General features: G+C 63.2%; 19 protein-coding genes. 7 read left to right on the forward strand and 12 right to left on the reverse strand.

Annotated features, from left to right (window positions below; translation table 11 throughout):
• Positions 1-130: 130 nt before the first annotated feature.
• A complete protein-coding gene (locus X744_RS148015; protein WP_031260725.1) occupies positions 131-1,372 on the reverse strand; it encodes an MFS transporter in 1,242 nt (413 codons plus the stop codon).
• Between the two features lie 153 nt (positions 1,373-1,525).
• Here X744_RS148015 and X744_RS08665 point away from each other — a divergent pair, with 153 nt between their 5' ends.
• Positions 1,526-2,374 (forward strand): helix-turn-helix transcriptional regulator, encoded by an 849-nt coding sequence (locus X744_RS08665; protein WP_023761205.1) that lies wholly within the window; start codon positions 1,526-1,528, stop codon positions 2,372-2,374.
• Positions 2,375-2,424: 50 nt separating this feature from the next.
• Here X744_RS08665 and X744_RS148010 read toward each other — a convergent pair whose 3' ends face one another.
• The 6 genes from X744_RS148010 to lgt all read right to left on the reverse strand — a co-directional run bounded on the left by X744_RS148010 (position 2,425) and on the right by lgt (position 8,220).
• A complete protein-coding gene (locus X744_RS148010; RefSeq protein ID WP_013530002.1) occupies positions 2,425-3,360 on the reverse strand; it encodes a ribose-phosphate pyrophosphokinase in 936 nt (311 codons plus the stop codon).
• A gap of 155 nt (positions 3,361-3,515) precedes the next feature.
• Entirely contained in the window at positions 3,516-4,151 is a 636-nt protein-coding gene (locus X744_RS148005; protein ID WP_031260726.1) for a hypothetical protein, read from the reverse strand.
• Positions 4,152-4,194: 43 nt separating this feature from the next.
• Positions 4,195-5,346 carry a Xaa-Pro peptidase family protein gene (locus X744_RS148000; RefSeq protein WP_023761207.1) on the reverse strand — a complete coding sequence of 384 codons (1,152 nt, stop codon included), beginning with the start codon at positions 5,344-5,346 and terminating at the stop codon, positions 4,195-4,197.
• On the reverse strand, positions 5,346-6,140 hold the full coding sequence (gene pgeF / locus X744_RS147995; RefSeq protein ID WP_023761208.1) for a peptidoglycan editing factor PgeF: 795 nt from the start codon (positions 6,138-6,140) through the stop codon (positions 5,346-5,348). Before pgeF ends, X744_RS148000 begins: the two co-directional genes overlap by 1 nt.
• Positions 6,141-6,268: 128 nt before the next feature.
• Positions 6,269-7,369 carry a class I SAM-dependent methyltransferase gene (locus X744_RS147990; RefSeq protein ID WP_023761209.1) on the reverse strand — a complete coding sequence of 367 codons (1,101 nt, stop codon included), beginning with the start codon at positions 7,367-7,369 and terminating at the stop codon, positions 6,269-6,271.
• Positions 7,366-8,220 carry a prolipoprotein diacylglyceryl transferase gene (gene lgt, locus X744_RS147985; RefSeq protein ID WP_031260727.1) on the reverse strand — a complete coding sequence of 285 codons (855 nt, stop codon included), beginning with the start codon at positions 8,218-8,220 and terminating at the stop codon, positions 7,366-7,368. The genes X744_RS147990 and lgt overlap by 4 nt, the downstream gene beginning before the upstream one ends.
• Before the next feature lie 169 nt (positions 8,221-8,389).
• On the opposite strand from lgt, the gene X744_RS147980 reads away from it, so the two are divergent.
• The 3 genes from X744_RS147980 to X744_RS147970 all read left to right on the forward strand — a co-directional run bounded on the left by X744_RS147980 (position 8,390) and on the right by X744_RS147970 (position 9,914).
• Positions 8,390-8,692 (forward strand): accessory factor UbiK family protein, encoded by a 303-nt coding sequence (locus X744_RS147980; RefSeq protein WP_023761211.1) that lies wholly within the window; start codon positions 8,390-8,392, stop codon positions 8,690-8,692.
• Positions 8,693-9,036: 344 nt separating this feature from the next.
• Positions 9,037-9,537, forward strand: coding sequence for a YbjN domain-containing protein (locus X744_RS147975; protein WP_013893499.1), 501 nt, complete (start codon positions 9,037-9,039; stop codon positions 9,535-9,537).
• Between the two features lie 17 nt (positions 9,538-9,554).
• On the forward strand, positions 9,555-9,914 hold the full coding sequence (locus X744_RS147970; protein ID WP_023761213.1) for a tRNA-binding protein: 360 nt from the start codon (positions 9,555-9,557) through the stop codon (positions 9,912-9,914).
• A gap of 53 nt (positions 9,915-9,967) precedes the next feature.
• Here the strand turns inward: X744_RS147970 and X744_RS147965 are convergent, their stop codons facing one another.
• The 4 genes from X744_RS147965 to X744_RS147950 all read right to left on the reverse strand — a co-directional run bounded on the left by X744_RS147965 (position 9,968) and on the right by X744_RS147950 (position 13,901).
• Complete coding sequence (locus X744_RS147965) at positions 9,968-10,990, reverse strand: glycosyltransferase family 1 protein (protein ID WP_031260728.1); 1,023 nt, start codon at positions 10,988-10,990, stop codon at positions 9,968-9,970.
• A gap of 206 nt (positions 10,991-11,196) precedes the next feature.
• Entirely contained in the window at positions 11,197-12,612 is a 1,416-nt protein-coding gene (locus X744_RS147960; RefSeq protein ID WP_023761216.1) for an ATP-binding protein, read from the reverse strand.
• Between the two features lie 49 nt (positions 12,613-12,661).
• Positions 12,662-13,381 (reverse strand): response regulator transcription factor, encoded by a 720-nt coding sequence (locus tag X744_RS147955; RefSeq protein ID WP_023761217.1) that lies wholly within the window; start codon positions 13,379-13,381, stop codon positions 12,662-12,664.
• Positions 13,368-13,901, reverse strand: a complete 534-nt coding sequence (locus tag X744_RS147950; RefSeq protein WP_031260729.1) for a MarR family transcriptional regulator — start codon at positions 13,899-13,901, stop codon at positions 13,368-13,370. The genes X744_RS147955 and X744_RS147950 overlap by 14 nt, the downstream gene beginning before the upstream one ends.
• A 245-nt stretch (positions 13,902-14,146) precedes the next feature.
• Here X744_RS147950 and X744_RS147945 point away from each other — a divergent pair, with 245 nt between their 5' ends.
• The 3 genes from X744_RS147945 (at position 14,147) to X744_RS147935 (ending at position 16,281) form a co-directional block, all read left to right on the forward strand.
• Complete coding sequence (locus X744_RS147945) at positions 14,147-15,040, forward strand: branched-chain amino acid aminotransferase (protein ID WP_023761219.1); 894 nt, start codon at positions 14,147-14,149, stop codon at positions 15,038-15,040.
• 145 nt (positions 15,041-15,185) lie between these two features.
• Positions 15,186-15,503: a hypothetical protein gene (locus tag X744_RS147940; RefSeq protein WP_023761220.1), complete on the forward strand. Its 318-nt coding sequence runs from the start codon at positions 15,186-15,188 to the stop codon at positions 15,501-15,503.
• A gap of 139 nt (positions 15,504-15,642) precedes the next feature.
• Entirely contained in the window at positions 15,643-16,281 is a 639-nt protein-coding gene (locus tag X744_RS147935) for an MBL fold metallo-hydrolase (protein ID WP_023761221.1), read from the forward strand.
• A 91-nt stretch (positions 16,282-16,372) separates the two neighbouring features.
• Here X744_RS147935 and X744_RS147930 read toward each other — a convergent pair whose 3' ends face one another.
• Positions 16,373-16,804: a BA14K family protein gene (locus X744_RS147930; protein ID WP_023761222.1), complete on the reverse strand. Its 432-nt coding sequence runs from the start codon at positions 16,802-16,804 to the stop codon at positions 16,373-16,375.
• Between the last annotated feature and the right edge of the window lie 47 nt (positions 16,805-16,851).

Below are 16,851 nucleotides of genomic sequence, written 5' to 3' on the forward strand. Positions count from 1 at the left end.
GCCGGGCCTTGCTCATGCAAAGCTACGATTCACTCAACAAAATCAATTATTTGCCGTTTGTGGACGGAAACTAGCTAGGATATTTTCCAGCAGGCATCCGCCATCGGGCGGGTGCCTATATCGCCCGGCCTTACCGGCTTGCAGCGACCGCCTTCCTGGCTTCCTTCATATTCGGAAGGAACACGGTCAGCAGCCCAAGCAGCGGCAGGTACGAGCAGACCTGGAAGACATAATCGATGCCCTTCATGTCGGCGACCACGCCGAGCACGGCAGCCGCGATGCCGCCCATGCCAAAGGCGAAGCCGAAGAAGATGCCGGCGATCATGCCGACACGTCCCGGCACCAGTTCCTGGGCGAAAACGACGATGTTGGAGAAGGCCGATGACAGGATCAGGCCGATCACCACCGTCAGCACCATCGTCCATTCCAGGTTGGCGTAGGGCAGGGCGAGCGTGAAGGGCAGCACGCCGACGATGGAGAACCAGATCATGGCCTTTTGTCCATAGCGGTCGCCGAACGGGCCGCCAAGCAGGATGCCTAGCGCCGAGGCGCCGAGGAACAGGAACAGCATGACTTGCGACATCTGCACCGAAACGCCGAACTTATGGATCGAATAGAAGGTGTAGTAGCTGGCGAGGCTGGCGATGTAGGCGTTCTTGGTCAGCACCAGCAGCGTCAGCACCGCCAGTGCCCACAACACCTTGCGGCGCGGGAAGGGCGAGACGAAGCTTGCCGTCTTGCGATTGCCCTGTGCTGCGCGCAGCCGGCTGTACCAGCCGCCGACCCGCCACAAAACGATGATGCCGATCAGCGAGCCGCCTGCGAACCAGGAGATGCTGGTCTGGCCGAAGGGCACGACGATGAAGGCAGCCAACAGCGGCCCCATGGATTGGCCGAAATTGCCGCCGACCTGGAATAGTGACTGCGCCAGACCGAAGCGGCCGCCAGAGGCGAAGCGGGTGATGCGAGAGGATTCCGGATGGAAGATCGCCGAGCCGATGCCGATCAGCGAGGCGCCGACCAGGAGCAGCGAATAGTGCCCGGCATAGGCGAGCACGACCAGACCGATCAGCGAAGACGCCATGCCGTAGGGCAGCGAATAGGGCATCGGCCGCTTGTCGGTGATCATGCCGATCACCGGCTGCAGCAGCGATGCGGTCACCTGGAAGGTGAAGGTCAGAAGGCCGATTTGCCAGAAATCGAGGCCGTAATTCTCTTTCAGCAAGGGATAGATGGCCGATAGCAGCGACTGCATGATGTCGTTGATGCAATGGCAGAAGCTCACCGCCAGGATGACGGTGAAGGCCGTCGCCTGGGCTGAAGCGTGACTGGCGGTCGGTGGGGCGACGCTGGCGGCTGTCGTATCGGTCAAGGTAGACTCCGTGATCTTTTTGGCGGCACGCCCGCAGGGCAAACTGGCGGACGCTGCTGAAGGCCGCCTAAGGAACGGGTTGCCTTATAAGCTGCTTGCAGGGTGACTTCTTTCGTGGTTTGGTCCAATAGTTTCGCAAGTGGGCCATACAAGATGCCGCACGGCAAAGAAGTCTTCCACGCCGGCAGTGCCGATCTCGAGCAGTTGCACGAGCGCCGCTGGCAGTGGTTGGAGCAAGTGGCCGGGCCGGCGGTGGCGCTGCCGACCGAATATCCTGACGGCTATCGTGTGCCGCTGCACCGCCACAGCCGTAGCCAGCTGCTGCATGCGCTGGTAGGCGTCGTGCTGGTGACCACGCGATACGGTCGCTGGATGGTGCCGCCCGACCATGCGATGTGGATTCCAGCCGGCACCGAGCATTCCGTCGAGATGCTGGGCGATGTTTCGATGCGTTCGGTCTATGTCATGCCGCAGGCGATACCCGGGCTGCCGGAAGGGTTGCGCGTCGTCGGCGTCACCGACCTGATGCACAGCCTGATCGTGGAATCGGAAAAGCTGCCACAGGGCGGCGAGTTGGAAGGGCGCGGCGGGCTGATCATGAATCTGCTGCTGCACGAAATCCCGACCCTGCCGGAACGGCCGCTCGGTCTGCCGTTCCCGTCCGATCCCAGGCTCTCGGCACTCTGTCGGCGCTTCGTCGCCGCACCTTCGCCGCACGCGACGATCGACGAGTGGGCCGATGCCGCCGGCATGAGCCGCCGCTCCTTCACCCGCGCCTTCCAGCGCCAGACCGGCCTGTCGCTGTCGACATGGCGCCAGCAAGCCTGCCTGTTCGCGGCGCTGCCGCGGCTGGCCGATGGCGAACCGATCACCAGGGTGGCGCTCGATCTTGGCTATGACAGCGTCCCGGCCTTCATCACCATGTTCAAACGCATGCTGGGCGCGTCGCCGCGCGGCTATATGCGCGGCGCACGCGAAAGCTCGAAGTCGCTCGTCGCCTGATTGGCCCGGTTCGACTGGAGAGTCCTGCGCCGTAAGGTCAGGTATCGGTCTTAGTCGAAGAGGCTGGACACCGATTCCTCGGTCGCCGTGCGCGAAATGGCTTCGCCCATCAGGTCGGCGATAGAGATGACGCGGATGTTGGGAGCATCGAGCACGCCTTGGGTCGGCTGGATGGAATCGGTGATCACCAGTTCCTGCAGTTTCGAGCCGCTGATGCGGGCAACCGCGCCGCCCGACAGCACGCCGTGGGTGATATAGGCGGTGACGCTGGTGGCGCCGTTGGCCAGCAGCGCATCGGCGGCGTTGCACAGCGTGCCGCCAGAATCGACGATGTCGTCGATCAGCAGGCAATCCTTGCCGGCAACCGCGCCGATGATGTTCATCACTTCCGATTCACCGGGTCGCTCGCGGCGCTTGTCGACGATGGCGAGTTGCGCGTCGAAGCGCTTGGCCAGCGCGCGCGCCCGCACGACGCCGCCGATGTCGGGCGACACCACCACGACGTTGCCGAGCTGCTTGTATTTGGCCTTCACGTCGCGGGCCATCACTGGCACCGAGAACAGATTGTCGGTCGGGATGTCGAAGAAGCCCTGGATCTGGCCGGCGTGCAGGTCGAGCGTCAGAACACGGTCGACGCCGGCGCGGGTGATCATGTTGGCGACCAGCTTGGCCGAGATCGGCGTGCGGCCGGAGGCGCGGCGATCCTGCCTGGCGTAGCCGAAATAGGGGATGACCGCCGTGATGCGCTTGGCCGATGAGCGCATGAAGGCATCGATCATGATGAGCAGTTCCATCAGGTGATCGTTGGTCGGGAACGAGGTTGACTGCAGGATGAAGACATCCTCGCCGCGCACATTTTCCTGGATTTCGACGAAGATTTCCTGGTCGGCGAAGCGCCTGACAGTGGCCTTGCCCAGCGGGACGTTGAGGTACCGGGCGACCGCTTCGGCCAGCACCCTGTTGGAATTGCCCGCGAAGAGTTTCATGCACCGTTCCTGGTGGAGGATGGAAAGCCCTGACGGACTCGCCTGCGCCCTTTAACCGGGCTTTTAGCGGCCCGCGCCGGTATTGCAAGCACCGAGATCGGGAATCCGTCGGATAATCCTAGGAAAGCCTTGCACCATCGCCGGTAGAAATCATTTCAGCCCGCCTTGCCGCCAAGCCAGGCCGCGAACTGGTCGATGGTCTGGTCGGCGATCGCCTGCATGGTGGCTGGCGAGACCCCCTTCCAGCTGTCACCGGCCCCGCTGGCGCCGCCACTAACCGAAGGCGCCTTCTGCTGGCCGTTGATGCGGTGCAGGCGGTTGCCTGCCGGGTCATAGACGTCCCAGACATAGATAACGGTGGTATCGGTGCCTTCAGACATCGTCGAGAAATAGCCTTTGAGCACATGCGTCGCGGTCTGGTCGGCGCTGCCGGCGAGCGTGATGCCGCGCTGCCGGGCGCGCGTCTGCAGTTCCGCCGTCAGTGGTGTCGCGGCCTCGACCGACGCGCCGACAATCGGCGCGATCTGCAGCCGGGTCCTCGCCAGGGCGGCGGCGCTTTGGGCTGATGTGACCGGTGTGGTGGTGGTTGCAGGAGCGCCCGCCACGGTGGAGGCAGGGCCGCCCGGGGCCGGAACAGCGGCTGCCGTGTTGCCTGATGTGGCGGGCAGTGTCTGGGTCGACGTTGCCGGCGGGGTGATGGCAGAGGGTTCGAGCACGTCCTTTGCGTTGGTGCAGGCGCCAAGAGCCAATGCCACAAGCAATGACACGGTCGTCACATGCGATCGTCTCATTTGCCTTCTAACTCCTTGGCGAAGAACGCCTCCCATTATGGATTCACTGTACGATCAAGTCGAGATCATGGCGGGACAGCGGCTTCGGCTGGGATTCGGTGGTCAGGTAGGTGCGGCCAAGCGTCATTGCCGTCTCGGTGTCGGAATCCATGATGATCATGTGGGCGAACAGCGTCATGTTGGGCGCGATCGGCTCGGGATTGCCTTGGTAGAACATCGGCATGTCCATCCAGGATGGCGTGAAGCGGGCTCCGACCGAATAGCCGCAGGCGTTCAACCGGTGCTTGGTCAGGCCGTGCGCCTCCATGGTGCGGGCGTGGGCGTCGAACACGTCGCCGAAGCTGTTGCCCGGCGTCATCGCCTTCTCGACGGCCAGAAGGGCGGCGCGGGCGGCGTCGAAGAGCTCCTGATGGCGCTTGGAGACCTTGCCGGTCAGCACCGTGCGCATCATCGGCGCATGGTAGTGGTTGAAGACGCCAGCCCATTCAAGCGTCAGCTGGTCGTTCTTTGTGAGCTTGCGGCGGCCGGCCTTGTAGCGGCACAACAGGGCGTCGACACCGGAGCCGATGATGAATTCGTTGGCTGGATAGTCGCCGCCGCCGGCGAAGATCGCACCTTGCATGGCGGCCAGGATCAAGGCTTCGTCGCCACCCTGCTTGATCAGCGGCAAGGCCGCGTCGAGCGCGTCGTCTGAGAGATTGGCGGCCTTCTCGGCCTTCGCGATTTCGGCTGGGCTCTTGAACAGGCGCAGCCGGCCGACGATGCCGGATGCATCGGCGATCTGGCCGAAGGTCTGCAACTGTTCGTCGAGCCGGCGGCCGTTGAAGGCGGTCAGGCCGTGAGTGTCGTATTCGACGCCAATGCGAGCGCCGAGCAGGTCGAGTTCGTTGAGAAGATTGCGCAGGTCGACCGCCGGATTGGCGCCATCGCGGTCGGTCCACAGAACGATGTTGTCGATGATCGAGGTCTGGCGCGCCTGACGCAGATCGGCCGAGCGGGTCAGAAGCACCATCGAACCGTCGGCCTTCACCACCAGGCACTGGAAGAAGCAGAAACCGAACGTATCGTAGCCGGTCAGCCAGTACATGCTCTCTTGCGCGAACAGGAGGATGGCGTCGAGCTTCTTCTCGGCCATCTCGATCATCAGCCGGTCGCGCCGCGCGTCGAATTCGGATCGTTCAAAATGCAGCGCCATTATTCCCTCTCCAAAACGATTGCCGAAACCTGCCGGCCGTAATCGGGCTCCTTGCGGTGCGTGGCGCGCCGGTAGGAGTAGAACAGATCTTCCTCGGCATAGGTGCAGCGTCCGAGGCCGTCGGCTATTACACCGGCCTTGGCCAGCCGGTCGACCGTGTAGCGGTTGAGGTCGAACATCGCATGGCCGGCGTTGGCGGAAGGCGCGAAATAGCCGATGTTCTCGGCGTCGGCCTCAACGAAGCGGGCAAGGAATTCCGGTCCGACTTCATAATTTTGCGGGCCGATCGAAGGGCCGAGCACGGCGATGATGTTTTGGCGATGGGCACCGAGGCTTTCCATGGCGATGACGGTGTTTTCAAGCACGCCTGTGAAAGCGCCTTTCCATCCGGCGTGTGCGGCGCCGATGATGCGCGCCTGCGGATCGGCGAAGAGCACCGGACCGCAATCTGCGGTCGAGGCGCCGATGGCGACGCCCGGCCGGTCGGTGACGATGGCGTCTGCCTTGGGGCGCTCGCCGGCAAAGGGTTCCCGGGCGATGACGACATCAGGTGAGTGGATCTGCCAGGCGGTCAACAGATGGCGTGCCGGCACGCCCATCCACGCAGCGACCCGGGCGCGGTTCTCGGCCACCAGGGCCTGATCGTCGTTCGATCCGGTGCCGATGTTGAGGCCGTGATAGATGCCGCTGGAGACACCGCCAATGCGGGTAAAATAGCCGTGGCGGATGCCTTGTGCCTGCGCCTTGTCCAGCAGCGGCGACCGAACGGGATCCGGTTTGGTCTGATTCAGCATGCGGGCGTTGTTGTCCGTGTGGGCGGTTTCGTCAAGAAGAAGGTGCTTCGTCGATAAGGAGGCGGGGCTGGGCGGTGTGACCGTCTCTTTTCGCCGGACGGGAGATTGGGAGGGGCGGCGGTGAAAAGTCAATCCGCCGCGAAGGTCGTTGTTGCAGAGAGTGGGACGGCCACGCCGCGCGGCAGCACCGCAAGCACCTTGAACAGTGCGCCCATGTTTTGCGGAGCGGCGAGGCGCTCGACGGCCTCAGTTATGTTGTCGCGTGTCGCCTGGTCGGCATCGGCGCCGAGGCGGCCGGCGCGTTCGAGAATTCCCATGCCGAGCAGGAAATCGCCCTGCGTCGACAGATGGGCGTCGAGGCCGTGCGCTCGAACGGCTGCGGCAAGGGCGGCGAAATCGACATGGGTGGTGAGGTCGGCCTCGCCGGGATTTGCCAGCACATCTTCGCGATTGTGGCCGCGCAATGCCTGCAGCGTGTCGCCGACGCCCGGCTGGAGATGTCCATAGTCGAGGAACAGGCCGGCACCGCCATGCCTTGATATGCGCTCTGCGATGGCCGCCATCAGTGCCGTGCGGGCAGGCGCCACTTCGACGATAGCGCCTTGCGGTGCGCCATCGGCATCGGCGGGCAGCAGCGTCGGGTCGACCGAGCCGGCACCGGCGAAGAAGCGCAGTTCGTTGGTGTCATCCAGACCAATCATGCGCTCGCGCCAGCCGGCGCCGGCGCGGACGAACTGGCGGACGGGCACGGCGTCGAACAGTTCGTTGCCGACGATGAACAGCGGCTGCTGCGGCAGCGTCTCAATGGTTTCGTGCCAACGAACCGCGAAAGGTGTGACGCCAATCGTCCGTTGCTGGACTTCTGTCAGGCGTGGGCTGGTCTCGATCATGGGGAAGGTGGCGCCGTTGGCGAGTTCAGGATCTAGCCGCGACAGCGTCCGCAGCATGTCCTTCATCAGCGTACCGCGGCCGGGGCCGATCTCGGCGATGGTGGCCGGCAGCGGCCGGCCGCTCGCCAGCCAGGCCTGGTACACCCACACAGCGACCAGTTCGCCGAACATCTGGCTGATCTCGGGCGCGGTGATGAAGTCGCCGGCCGCACCGAAGGGCTCGCGCGTCATGTAATAACCGTCCTGCGGGTCGAAGAGGCACAGCGCCATGTATTCGTTGATGGGAAGTGGCCCCAATGCCTCGATCAGGTCGACGATGCGGGTCTTCAGCCGGGTCATATCGGCTGCGGCTGTGCCACCGGCTTGGCGGTCAGCATCGCCCAGATGCCGGCCAGCACCATCGGAGTCGACAGGATCATGCCCATGGTCAGCCAGTTGGTGCCGAGGAGATAGCCGAGCTGCTGGTCGGGCTCGCGGAAGAACTCGACGAAGATGCGCGACAGGCCGTAGCCGCAGATGAAGGCGCCGCCGACGAAGCGCGGCGTCTTCAGCTTGAGGCGCCAATGGGTGAGGATGCGCAGCGCGAGGAACAGCACCACACCCTCGAGCAGCGCCTCGTAGAGTTGGCTGGGGTGACGGGCAAACGGCCCGCCATTGGGGAATTCGAACGCCCAGGGCACCTCCGTCGGCCGGCCCCACAGCTCGGAATTGATGAAGTTGGCGACGCGCACCAGGCCAAGGCCAACCGGCACGCCGGCCGCCACGACATCGAACAGCGACCATGTGCGGATGCCGCGCTTGATCGAAAACAGCGTCATGGCGAGGATAACGCCAAGCAGGCCGCCATGGAACGACATGCCGCCTTGCCAGACCGCGAAGATATCGAGCGGGTGCGCAATGTAGCGCGGCAGATCATAGAACAGCACATAGCCCGTGCGGCCGCCCAGCACGACGCCGATGGCCGCCCAGACGATGAAATCGTCGAGGTCCACCGGCTTCATCGGCAGGACGCCGTTCGGCCACAGCTTGGCACTGGCGGCAAGCCGCTTGGCATACCACCAGGCAAACAGGATGCCGACGATGTAACCGACGCCGTACCAATGCACCGCCAGCGGCCCGATCTGGATGAGGATCGGGTTGATGTTGGGGAAGGGCAGGGAGGCCAGCGGCTGCAGGAAATATTCGTTCAACGGGGAACTCTCGGTTGCAAAACGCGTTTTCGCGCGGACCATGCGGCAGGCTTTTGGCACGGTCAAGGCAAGGTGGGCGCTCTCGACTTGATGCCGCAACGCAGCGCAACATGCTTGCATTCGACGCGCAGCGCCACTACGTCAATTTGTGCAAGCGCGAGGATTTGCCATGTCTACCGGACCGAACCGCATTCTCGATGAATTCGCCAAGCTGATGACCGATGCCGCCGGCGCCGCCCAGGGCGTGCGCCGTGAGGTGGAGACCGCCTTCAAGGGCCAGGCCGAGCGCATTCTCAACACAATGGACGTGGTGCAGCGCGAAGAGTTCGAAGCCGTGCGCGAGATGGCCGCCAAGGCCCGGGAAGAAAACACCCGGCTTTCCGCCCGCATCGAGGCGCTCGAGACCAAGCTTGCCGAACTGGCCGGTGACGCCTCACCGGCGGCGGCGGCCAAGCCCCGCGCAAAAAAATAATCGTTAAACTTTTCCACATAGCCCGATCCTGAAAAGCGCTTTGCCGTGAATCGCTTAACGGCATTGCATGAATCTTTGTGACAGCGGCTTTCCACATGCGAATGACGCAGTGCGAAAAATTGGGCTGTTCACGCGACTCCCGATCAATAGACTGAATTTGTTGCATGATTCGGAGCAGGGTCATGTGGCCGGGCGGTGGGGTCCGGTCCGGGGTCTTTGTGTCGAGAAGTGGTCTTTGCGCGAAGAAAGTCCTGGCCGTCCGAGTTCTAGACAAGATTGTTCGTTGTGTGTGCCCTCCCGCTGAGCGTGTGGCGGCGCTCGTACAGAACGACAGGAAGCATTCCATGGAACTTCTCGAACTCGAATTCTCCCGCGAAATCCATCCGGTGGATGTTATCGAGCAGGTGGCCCACAACAACGACTGGTCCTTTGAGCGGGCCGGCGACGACGAAATTTCGATTTCGGTTGCCGGAAGCTGGACCGACTATCACGTTTCCTTCTCATGGATGGAGGATTTCGAGGCGCTGCACCTGGCCTGCGCCTTCGACATCAAGGTGCCGGAGACCCGCGCGCTGGAAGTGATGCGGCTCTTGTCGCTCATCAACGAACAGATGCTGTTTGGCCATTTCGACCTCTGGGAGCAGGAGGGCGCGATCATGTTCCGCCAGTCGCTGCTGTTGGCCGGCGGGGTCGAGCCGTCGAGCCAGCAGGTCGAGGTCTTGCTGTCGTCCGCGCTGGAAGCCTGCGAGTGCTATTTCCAGGCGTTCCAGTTCGTCGTCTGGTCGGGAACCTCGGCCAAGGACGCGCTGGCTGGCGTGCTGTTCGAGACCTACGGCAACGCCTGAACCAGCAGAAACGGAAGATGAGTTCGAGCAGCGCGCTTAAGCCCGAGATCAGTTTTGCCGATTTCGATCGTGTCGACATCCGCGCCGGCACCATCGTCGAGGTCGAACCGTTCCCCGAGGCGCGCAAGCCGGCATTCAAGCTGAAGATCGATTTCGGCCCCGGCATTGGCGTCAAGAAGTCGTCGGCGCAGATCACCAAATACTATACGCCGGAGACATTGGTCGGCCGGCAGGTGTTCGCGGTGGTCAATTTCCCGCCGCGCCAGATCGGGCCGTTCATGTCGGAAGTGCTGACGCTCGGCTTTCCCGACGAGGAGGGCGCGGTGGTGCTCGGCGCCATCGAGCGCAAGGTGCCGGATGGCGGCAGATTGTTTTAGACCGTTGCGTTCCTTCGCGCCGGTTCCGAGCATTCATTGCGGTTGCGCCTCCGTCAGGCCGCCAGCTTCCGCATCGCGCCGAGCGCCTCTTCGACCGTGTCGAGAAACATTTCGGCACAGGCTTTCCAGCTGTAGCGCATGGCGCGTTCGCGTGCTTCCGCACGATCTACGCTGAGGGCGGCAAGCGCTGCCTCGCGCAGATCGTTCGACACCGCGCCGCCAAAACCGTCGCCGACGATATCGATCGGCCCGGTCACCGGGTAGGCGGCGACCGGGGTGCCGCTGGCCAGTGCCTCGATGATGACGTTGCCGAACGTGTCGGTGCGGCTTGGGAAGACGAAGACATCGGCCGAGGCATAGATCTCGGCCAGTTCGTCATTGGGGCGGTGGCCCAGGAAATGCGCTTGTGGGAATTTCGCCTTCAGCCTGGCAAGCTCCGGACCCTCGCCGACGACCACCTTGCTGCCGGGCAGATCGAGTTTGAGGAACGCACCCAGGTTCTTTTCGATGGCGACGCGGCCGACGCAGAGGAAGACCGGCCCGGGGAAGCCGAGGTCCTTCTTCTTGTCCGGCCGGAAATGGTCGGTGTCGACGCCGCGCGTCCACGGCCGCAGCTTGTTGAAGCCGCGCGCCGAGAGGTCGTCGGCGAGCGACTGGGTGGCGACGAGCGTGCCCTGCCCGGAATTGTGGAAATCGCGCAGCCAACGATAGGTCCAGCTCTCCGGCACCGGCAGGCGGGCGCTGAGATATTCGGGAAAGCGCGTGTGATAGCTGGTGGTGAACGGCCGGCCGGCATTGCGGCAATAGCGCCGCGCCATGATGCCCAACGGACCCTCGGTGACGATGTGGATGTGGTCGGCCTTGCCGGCGTCGATCAGGCGCGCGACATGGCCGGGGGTGGTCAGTGCCAGCCTTATGTCGGGGTAGGTCGGCAAGGGTAGCGTGCGAAAGATGTTGGGCGTCAGGAAATCCACCGCGACATCGAAGGATTTCAGCGTCTCGGTGAGCTGCTCCAGCGTGTGGACGACGCCATTGACCTGCGGGCGCCAGGCGTCGGTGACCATCAATATGCGCATGGCGGCCCTTTGCAGGAAAGGTCGACGGTTGCTTTGAGACGATGCTTGAACGGCGACCAGCCGGCCGCCCTCGCTTCGCTCCAGCGCACCCGGGCGGGCACGGGGTCGAAGTGAGGCGGCAGGGCCGAATCGACTGAGGTCGCGCGCTTCATGGGCGTCCTTGATCATGGTTTCATGACGGGCGGATGAAGCCCGTGTTCCGCCGACTATGCTGGAACCTTGATGACGGCGCGCAGGCCGCCGAGCGGGCTGTCGTCCAGGGTGATATCGCCGCCATGGCTGCGAGCAATGTCGCGGGCAATCGACAGGCCGAGCCCAGTGCCGCTGGCGTCGAGGTTGCGCGCCTCGTCGAGCCGCACGAAGGGCTTGAACACCTCTTCGCGCCTGTCGGCCGGAATGCCTGGGCCGTCATCGTCGATGGTGACCAGCAGCGAGCCGCGGCCATGGGTGGCGTTGACCTCCACCGTCTTGGCATAGCGGAAGGCGTTGCCGATGACATTGGACATCAGTCGGGCGAAGGCGTTCGGCCGCACATGCACATCGCGGTCGCCGGCAAGCGTCGTCGACAGCTTGCGCTTGCGCAGCCTGGCTTCCTCGCCGAGCTTCTCGAAATAGGCTTCGAGATCGAACCGCCCGGCGTCTTCCGAAGCTTCGCCACGGGCAAAGGCGAGATAGCCTTCCAGCATCGACTGCATGTCGTCGATGTCCTGGTCGAGCGCCGCCTTGGTCTCGGCCTTGCCGCCGGCCAGCGCAAGCTGCAACTTGAAACGGGTGAGGATGGTTCGCAGATCATGGCTGACGCCGGTCAGCATGGCGGTGCGTTGCTCGATCTGGCGTTCGATGCGCTCGCGCATCTGCATGAAGGCAAAGCCGGCGCGGCGAACCTCCTCGGCGCCGCGCGGCCGGAAGTCGCGCGGCATCGGCCGGCCCTTGCCGAAGCTTTCGGCAGCTTCGGCAAGCATCAGGATCGGCCGGATCTGGTTGCGCAGGAAGGGGATGGCGATCATCAGGAGCACGAGCGAGGTGCCGACCATCCAGATCAGGAAGATGTGGGTGTTCGAGGCGTAGGCCTGGCTGCGGCGCACGAAGACGCGCAGCACCTTGTTCTCGAGCTGGACGCGCACCTCGACGATGTTGGAATTGCCGACCGTGTCGATCCAGAACGGGCGGTTGATCTGGCGGGTGATTTCGGACGAGAGAACATCGTCGAGGATAGAGAAGAAAGGTTTGGGTCCAGGCGGCGGCAAGGGGTCGGGCGGCAGCAGGTCGACCTTCAACTGCATGCGATCCTGGGCGATGCGGATGATGTTGGTGTAGTCGGCGTCGTGCGGATAGGTCTCGATCAGGTCGATGATGGCGGCGATGTCGCGTACGGTGGCCTGCGACAGGCGCTGCGTCACGGTTGCCCAATGGCGCTCCATGAAGACGAAGGCAACGACCGATTGCAGCAGGATCATCGGCGCGATGACGATAATCAGCGAGCGGGCGTAAAGCCGCTTTGGCATATAGAGCGACACGAGGCGCCAGAAGCGGTTCCAGGCGCGCGGCACAGCCTTCAGCGTCCGCGTGGCGCGTGCGCTCAAGCCGCCATTGCCCGGCTGTTCCAGTTCCGTGGTTGCCATTCGCTCTTTTCGCTCACCCGCAGCCGTTCAGCCGGCCGCAGGCGGCATTCTATTCCACGCTGAGCCGATACCCAATACCGCGCACGGTCTGCAGCCAGACCGGATTGGATGGATCGCGCTCGATCTTGCGACGCAGCCGGTTGATCTGGACGTCGATGGTGCGCTCGCCGACTTCCGAATCGTCGCCGACAAGCTCGTGGCGGGGTATGGTCTCACCTGCCCGCGCGGCAAAGATCGCCAGGATCTCCTGCTCGCGATCGGTCAGCTTCAGCGCCTCGCCGCCACGCTTCAATTCGCGCCTGGCGATCTGGAAGGTGTAGGGGCCGAAGACCAGCTGCTCGACCTTCGGCGTGCTCGTCGGGCCGCCGCGGCGCAGGATATTGTTGATGCGCAGGATCAGCTCGCGCGGATCGAAAGGTTTTGGCAGATAGTCGTCGGCGCCGGCCTCCAACCCGCTGATGCGGCTATCGGTCTCCGACAGCGCCGTCAGCATCAGGATCGGTACGTTCTTTTCGGCGCGCAGCGACTTGGTCAGGTCGACGCCTGTCTCGCCGGGCATCATGACGTCTAGCACCAGAAGGTCGAAGTCGAGGCCGGCAAGTTTGCGCCTGGCTTCGCCGGCATTGCCGGCGACGGTAACGCGAAAGCCGTTTTCAGTCAGATATTGCTTGAGAAGATTTCGGATGCGGGTGTCGTCGTCGACCACAAGCAGGTGCGGTGCGTCGTCGTCCGGTGCGGCCGCGTGATCTACCCGTTCAGTGCTCTCCATGGTTTTTCCCTGACATTTTTGCGGACCCCAGGTCGATCTGCGCCCTCAGTTCCGGATCGACCATCGCTTCGAGGAACCGTTCCACCAAGGTCCGTTCGGTTATTCCGGAATCTTCCAATGCAGCATGGATGCGGCGCGACTGTGGCCGCGCCAGCGCCAGCGCCAGCGCACGGCCCCTGGCCGTCGGATAAAGCTCGCGCTGGCGGCGGTCGCGTGGACCTTGCAACTGCACGACATGGTCGGTGTCGATCAATTGCTTGAGCACGCGAGCCAGGCTCTGCTTGGTGATCTTCAGCACGTCGAGCAGTTCGGCGACCGTCAGGCCCGGCCTGCGGTTGACGAAATGCAGCACCCGGTGGTGGGCACGGCCGAAGCCGTAGTCGGCCAGGATCTGATCCGGATCGGAGGTGAAGTCACGATAGGCAAAGAAGAGCAATTCGATGATGGCGAAGTCGATGCCGTCCTCGTCTGACATCGCGGTTCTGATCGGTTTCCCGGCTGCGTGGCTACGATCCGTCATCATTTCTCCGTGGGAAAGAGAGATTATGTCAGTACTATTGACGTAATTTCCCTGCAATGGTAATTTTTGACAAGCTTTTGGGCGAATTGCGAACGAAAAGGCAAGCCAAGCCGGCTTTTCCGGAACTTCCTTAGTTTGCCAGAGCGCAATTATCCGCCTACGCTCCTGAAAAAGCCGCCTTCCATAGGCGACAAGAACACACAACGACACAACGCTATGCGGGCTGCCGCCCGCGGGAGGTTACCATGGCATCCGTTCCCTTCGATCAACTGGAAGGCTTCATCTGGATGAACGGCGAATTCGTCCAATGGGGTGACGCCAAAATCCATGTGCTGACCCATGGTCTGCATTACGCCAGCGCCGTCTTCGAGGGCGAGCGCGCCTATGGCGGTGAGATATTCAAGCTCAACGAACACACCGAGCGCCTGCATGAATCGGCGCGCATGCTCGGCTTCAAGATTCCCTATTCGGTGGCCGAGCTCAACGACGCCTCCACCACGCTTTTGAAGAAGCAGGGTTTCCAGGACGCCTATGTCCGGCCGATCGCCTGGCGCGGCAGCGAGCAGATGGGCGTTTCGGCGCAGAACAACCGCATCAACTGCGCAATCGCCATCTGGCAGTGGCCGAGCTATTTCGATCCGGCGCAGAAGCTGAAAGGCATCCGCCTCGACGTGGCGGAATGGCGCCGGCCCGACCCGCGCACCGCACCGTCCAAATCGAAGGCCGCCGGCCTCTACATGATCTGCACCATGTCCAAGCACGCCGCCGAGGCCAAGGGCTATGCCGACGCCATGATGCTCGACTGGCGCGGCCAGGTCGCTGAAGCGACCGGCGCCAACATCTTCTTCGTCGAGGACGGCAAGATCCACACGCCCATGCCCGACTGCTTCCTTGACGGCATCACCCGCCGCACGGTCATTGGGTTGGCCAAGGATCGCGGTCTGGAGGTGATCGAGCGCGCAATCCTGCCGGAAGAGCTGGAAGGCTTCCAGCAGTGCTTCCTGACCGGCACCGCAGCGGAAGTAACGCCGGTGTCGGAGATCGGACCTTACCGATTCGAGGTTGGTGAAATCGCCAAGAACCTTATGGATGACTATTCTGCCGCCGTTCAACCCAAGCACGCGATCGCTGCAGAATAACGATAGTCACAGCTTTTTTAGCAAGCAGGGGCAGTTTTAGCGCCGCCCCTTCTATTTAAGCATTCTTGCATTTGACTTTCGTCCAATTCGGCGTCTCATGATGCTGTCGGCCCGGGAGGCTGGCAGTTATGGAGGGACTAATCATATGGACATGAACACGCTTCTTCCGATCATTGTGCAGGTGATTACAGGCATCATCGGTGGTCAGGCAGTCGGTGCGGCGCTCAAGACGGCGGCGATGGGTCAGCTTCCCAAAATCCTGGGTGGAGCCATTGGCGGCGTCGGCGGCGCGGCGATCCTCGGCAGCCTGCTTGGCGGCGGCGCGGTTGATACGGCGGCTGCGGCAGCAGCAACGAGCGGTCTCGGCAGCGCGCTGAACCTGCAGAATATCATCGGCGGCGCCGGCGGCGGCGCGATCCTGACCGGCATTCTCGGCGCGGTCATGGGCGCGATGAAGAAGTAAGCAGCGGCCATTCGGTCTTTCAAATGGGCGGCTTCGTTCGCCCATTTCCGCTTTGGAGCTACTAACTGTTCGTCTTTCGAGGGGTGGACGCCCTTCACCAGCGTCTCTAAATCACGGCTGGCATAGCGAAAGGACGATCATGGGTCAGCTCAATGCCGGCATCGTGCCGGTCACACCGTTCCAGCAGAATTGCACCATCCTGTTCGACATGGACGACAAGCACGGTGTCGTCGTCGATCCAGGCGGTGACATCGACAAGGTGCTGGCGGCGCTGAAGGACCATGCGATATCAGCCGGTGCGATCTGGATAACGCACGGCCATATCGACCATGCCGGCGGCGCCATGGAGTTGAAGGAAGCGCTCGGCATCGAGATCGTCGGACCGCATGAGGCCGACAAGCCGCTGCTCGACAATCTGGAAAACCAGGGCAGGCGCTACGGCATTGCCGGTGCGCGCAACTGCGTGCCCGACCGGTTCCTGGCCGAAGGCGAGACCGTCTCGTTCGGCGGCCATGTTTTCGAGGTGTTGCACTGCCCCGGCCACGCGCCTGGCCATGTCGTTTACTACAACCGCGCGGCCAAATTCGCCCATGTCGGCGACGTGCTGTTTCGCGGTTCTGTCGGCCGCACCGACCTGCCGGGCGGCGACCACGCGGCGCTCATCGCGTCGATCAAGGACAAGCTGCTGCCTCTCGGCGACGACATCGGCTTCATCTGCGGCCACGGTCCTGGCGGACGCTTCGGCGAGGAGCGGCGCACCAATCCCTTTCTGGTTTAAGGTGGAGCGATATTGAGCGCGATCCTGAAAAGCAAAAAGCGCCAACCTCGCGGCCGGCGCTTTTTGTTTGGGGGCAGGGAAGCCCTATAGTTTAATTTGCCGTGCAGAAATGCTGTTCGCCGTCACTGCCGGTGAACGTGCCGGTGCGGGCGTTGAACGTGCGGTAGCGGTCCGAGCAATACTCGTACCAACCGCGGGTCCACGGCTCGGCGTAGCCTTCATTGTAAACGACCCTCGGCTCCGCATAGTAGCGGCGGACCGGGGCCGGGCGCACCACTACGTCACGATCGTAGTAACTGTCGTCGTAGTAGCGGTCAGCGTAGGGCGGGGGCTGGTCGTTGGCCAACGCGCCACCGATCAGGGCGCCCGCCGCGAGGCCGAGGACGCCGGCGGCAATGGCATCGCCGTTGCCGTGATGGCCATGATGGTGGCGCCAGTCACCTGCATTAGCCGCGGGCAAGGTCACGAGCGTGGTGGCGACCACGGCTGCGGACAGGGCGGCGATCTTGAAAACTCGGTTCATCTTGGTCTCCTTCGTACCGGCCCGTGCAGTTTCGGGGGATGCGGTCC

Source organism: Mesorhizobium sp. LNHC252B00, assembly GCF_000502955.1.
In the GTDB taxonomy this organism is placed as follows: Bacteria; Pseudomonadota; Alphaproteobacteria; order Rhizobiales; family Rhizobiaceae; genus Mesorhizobium.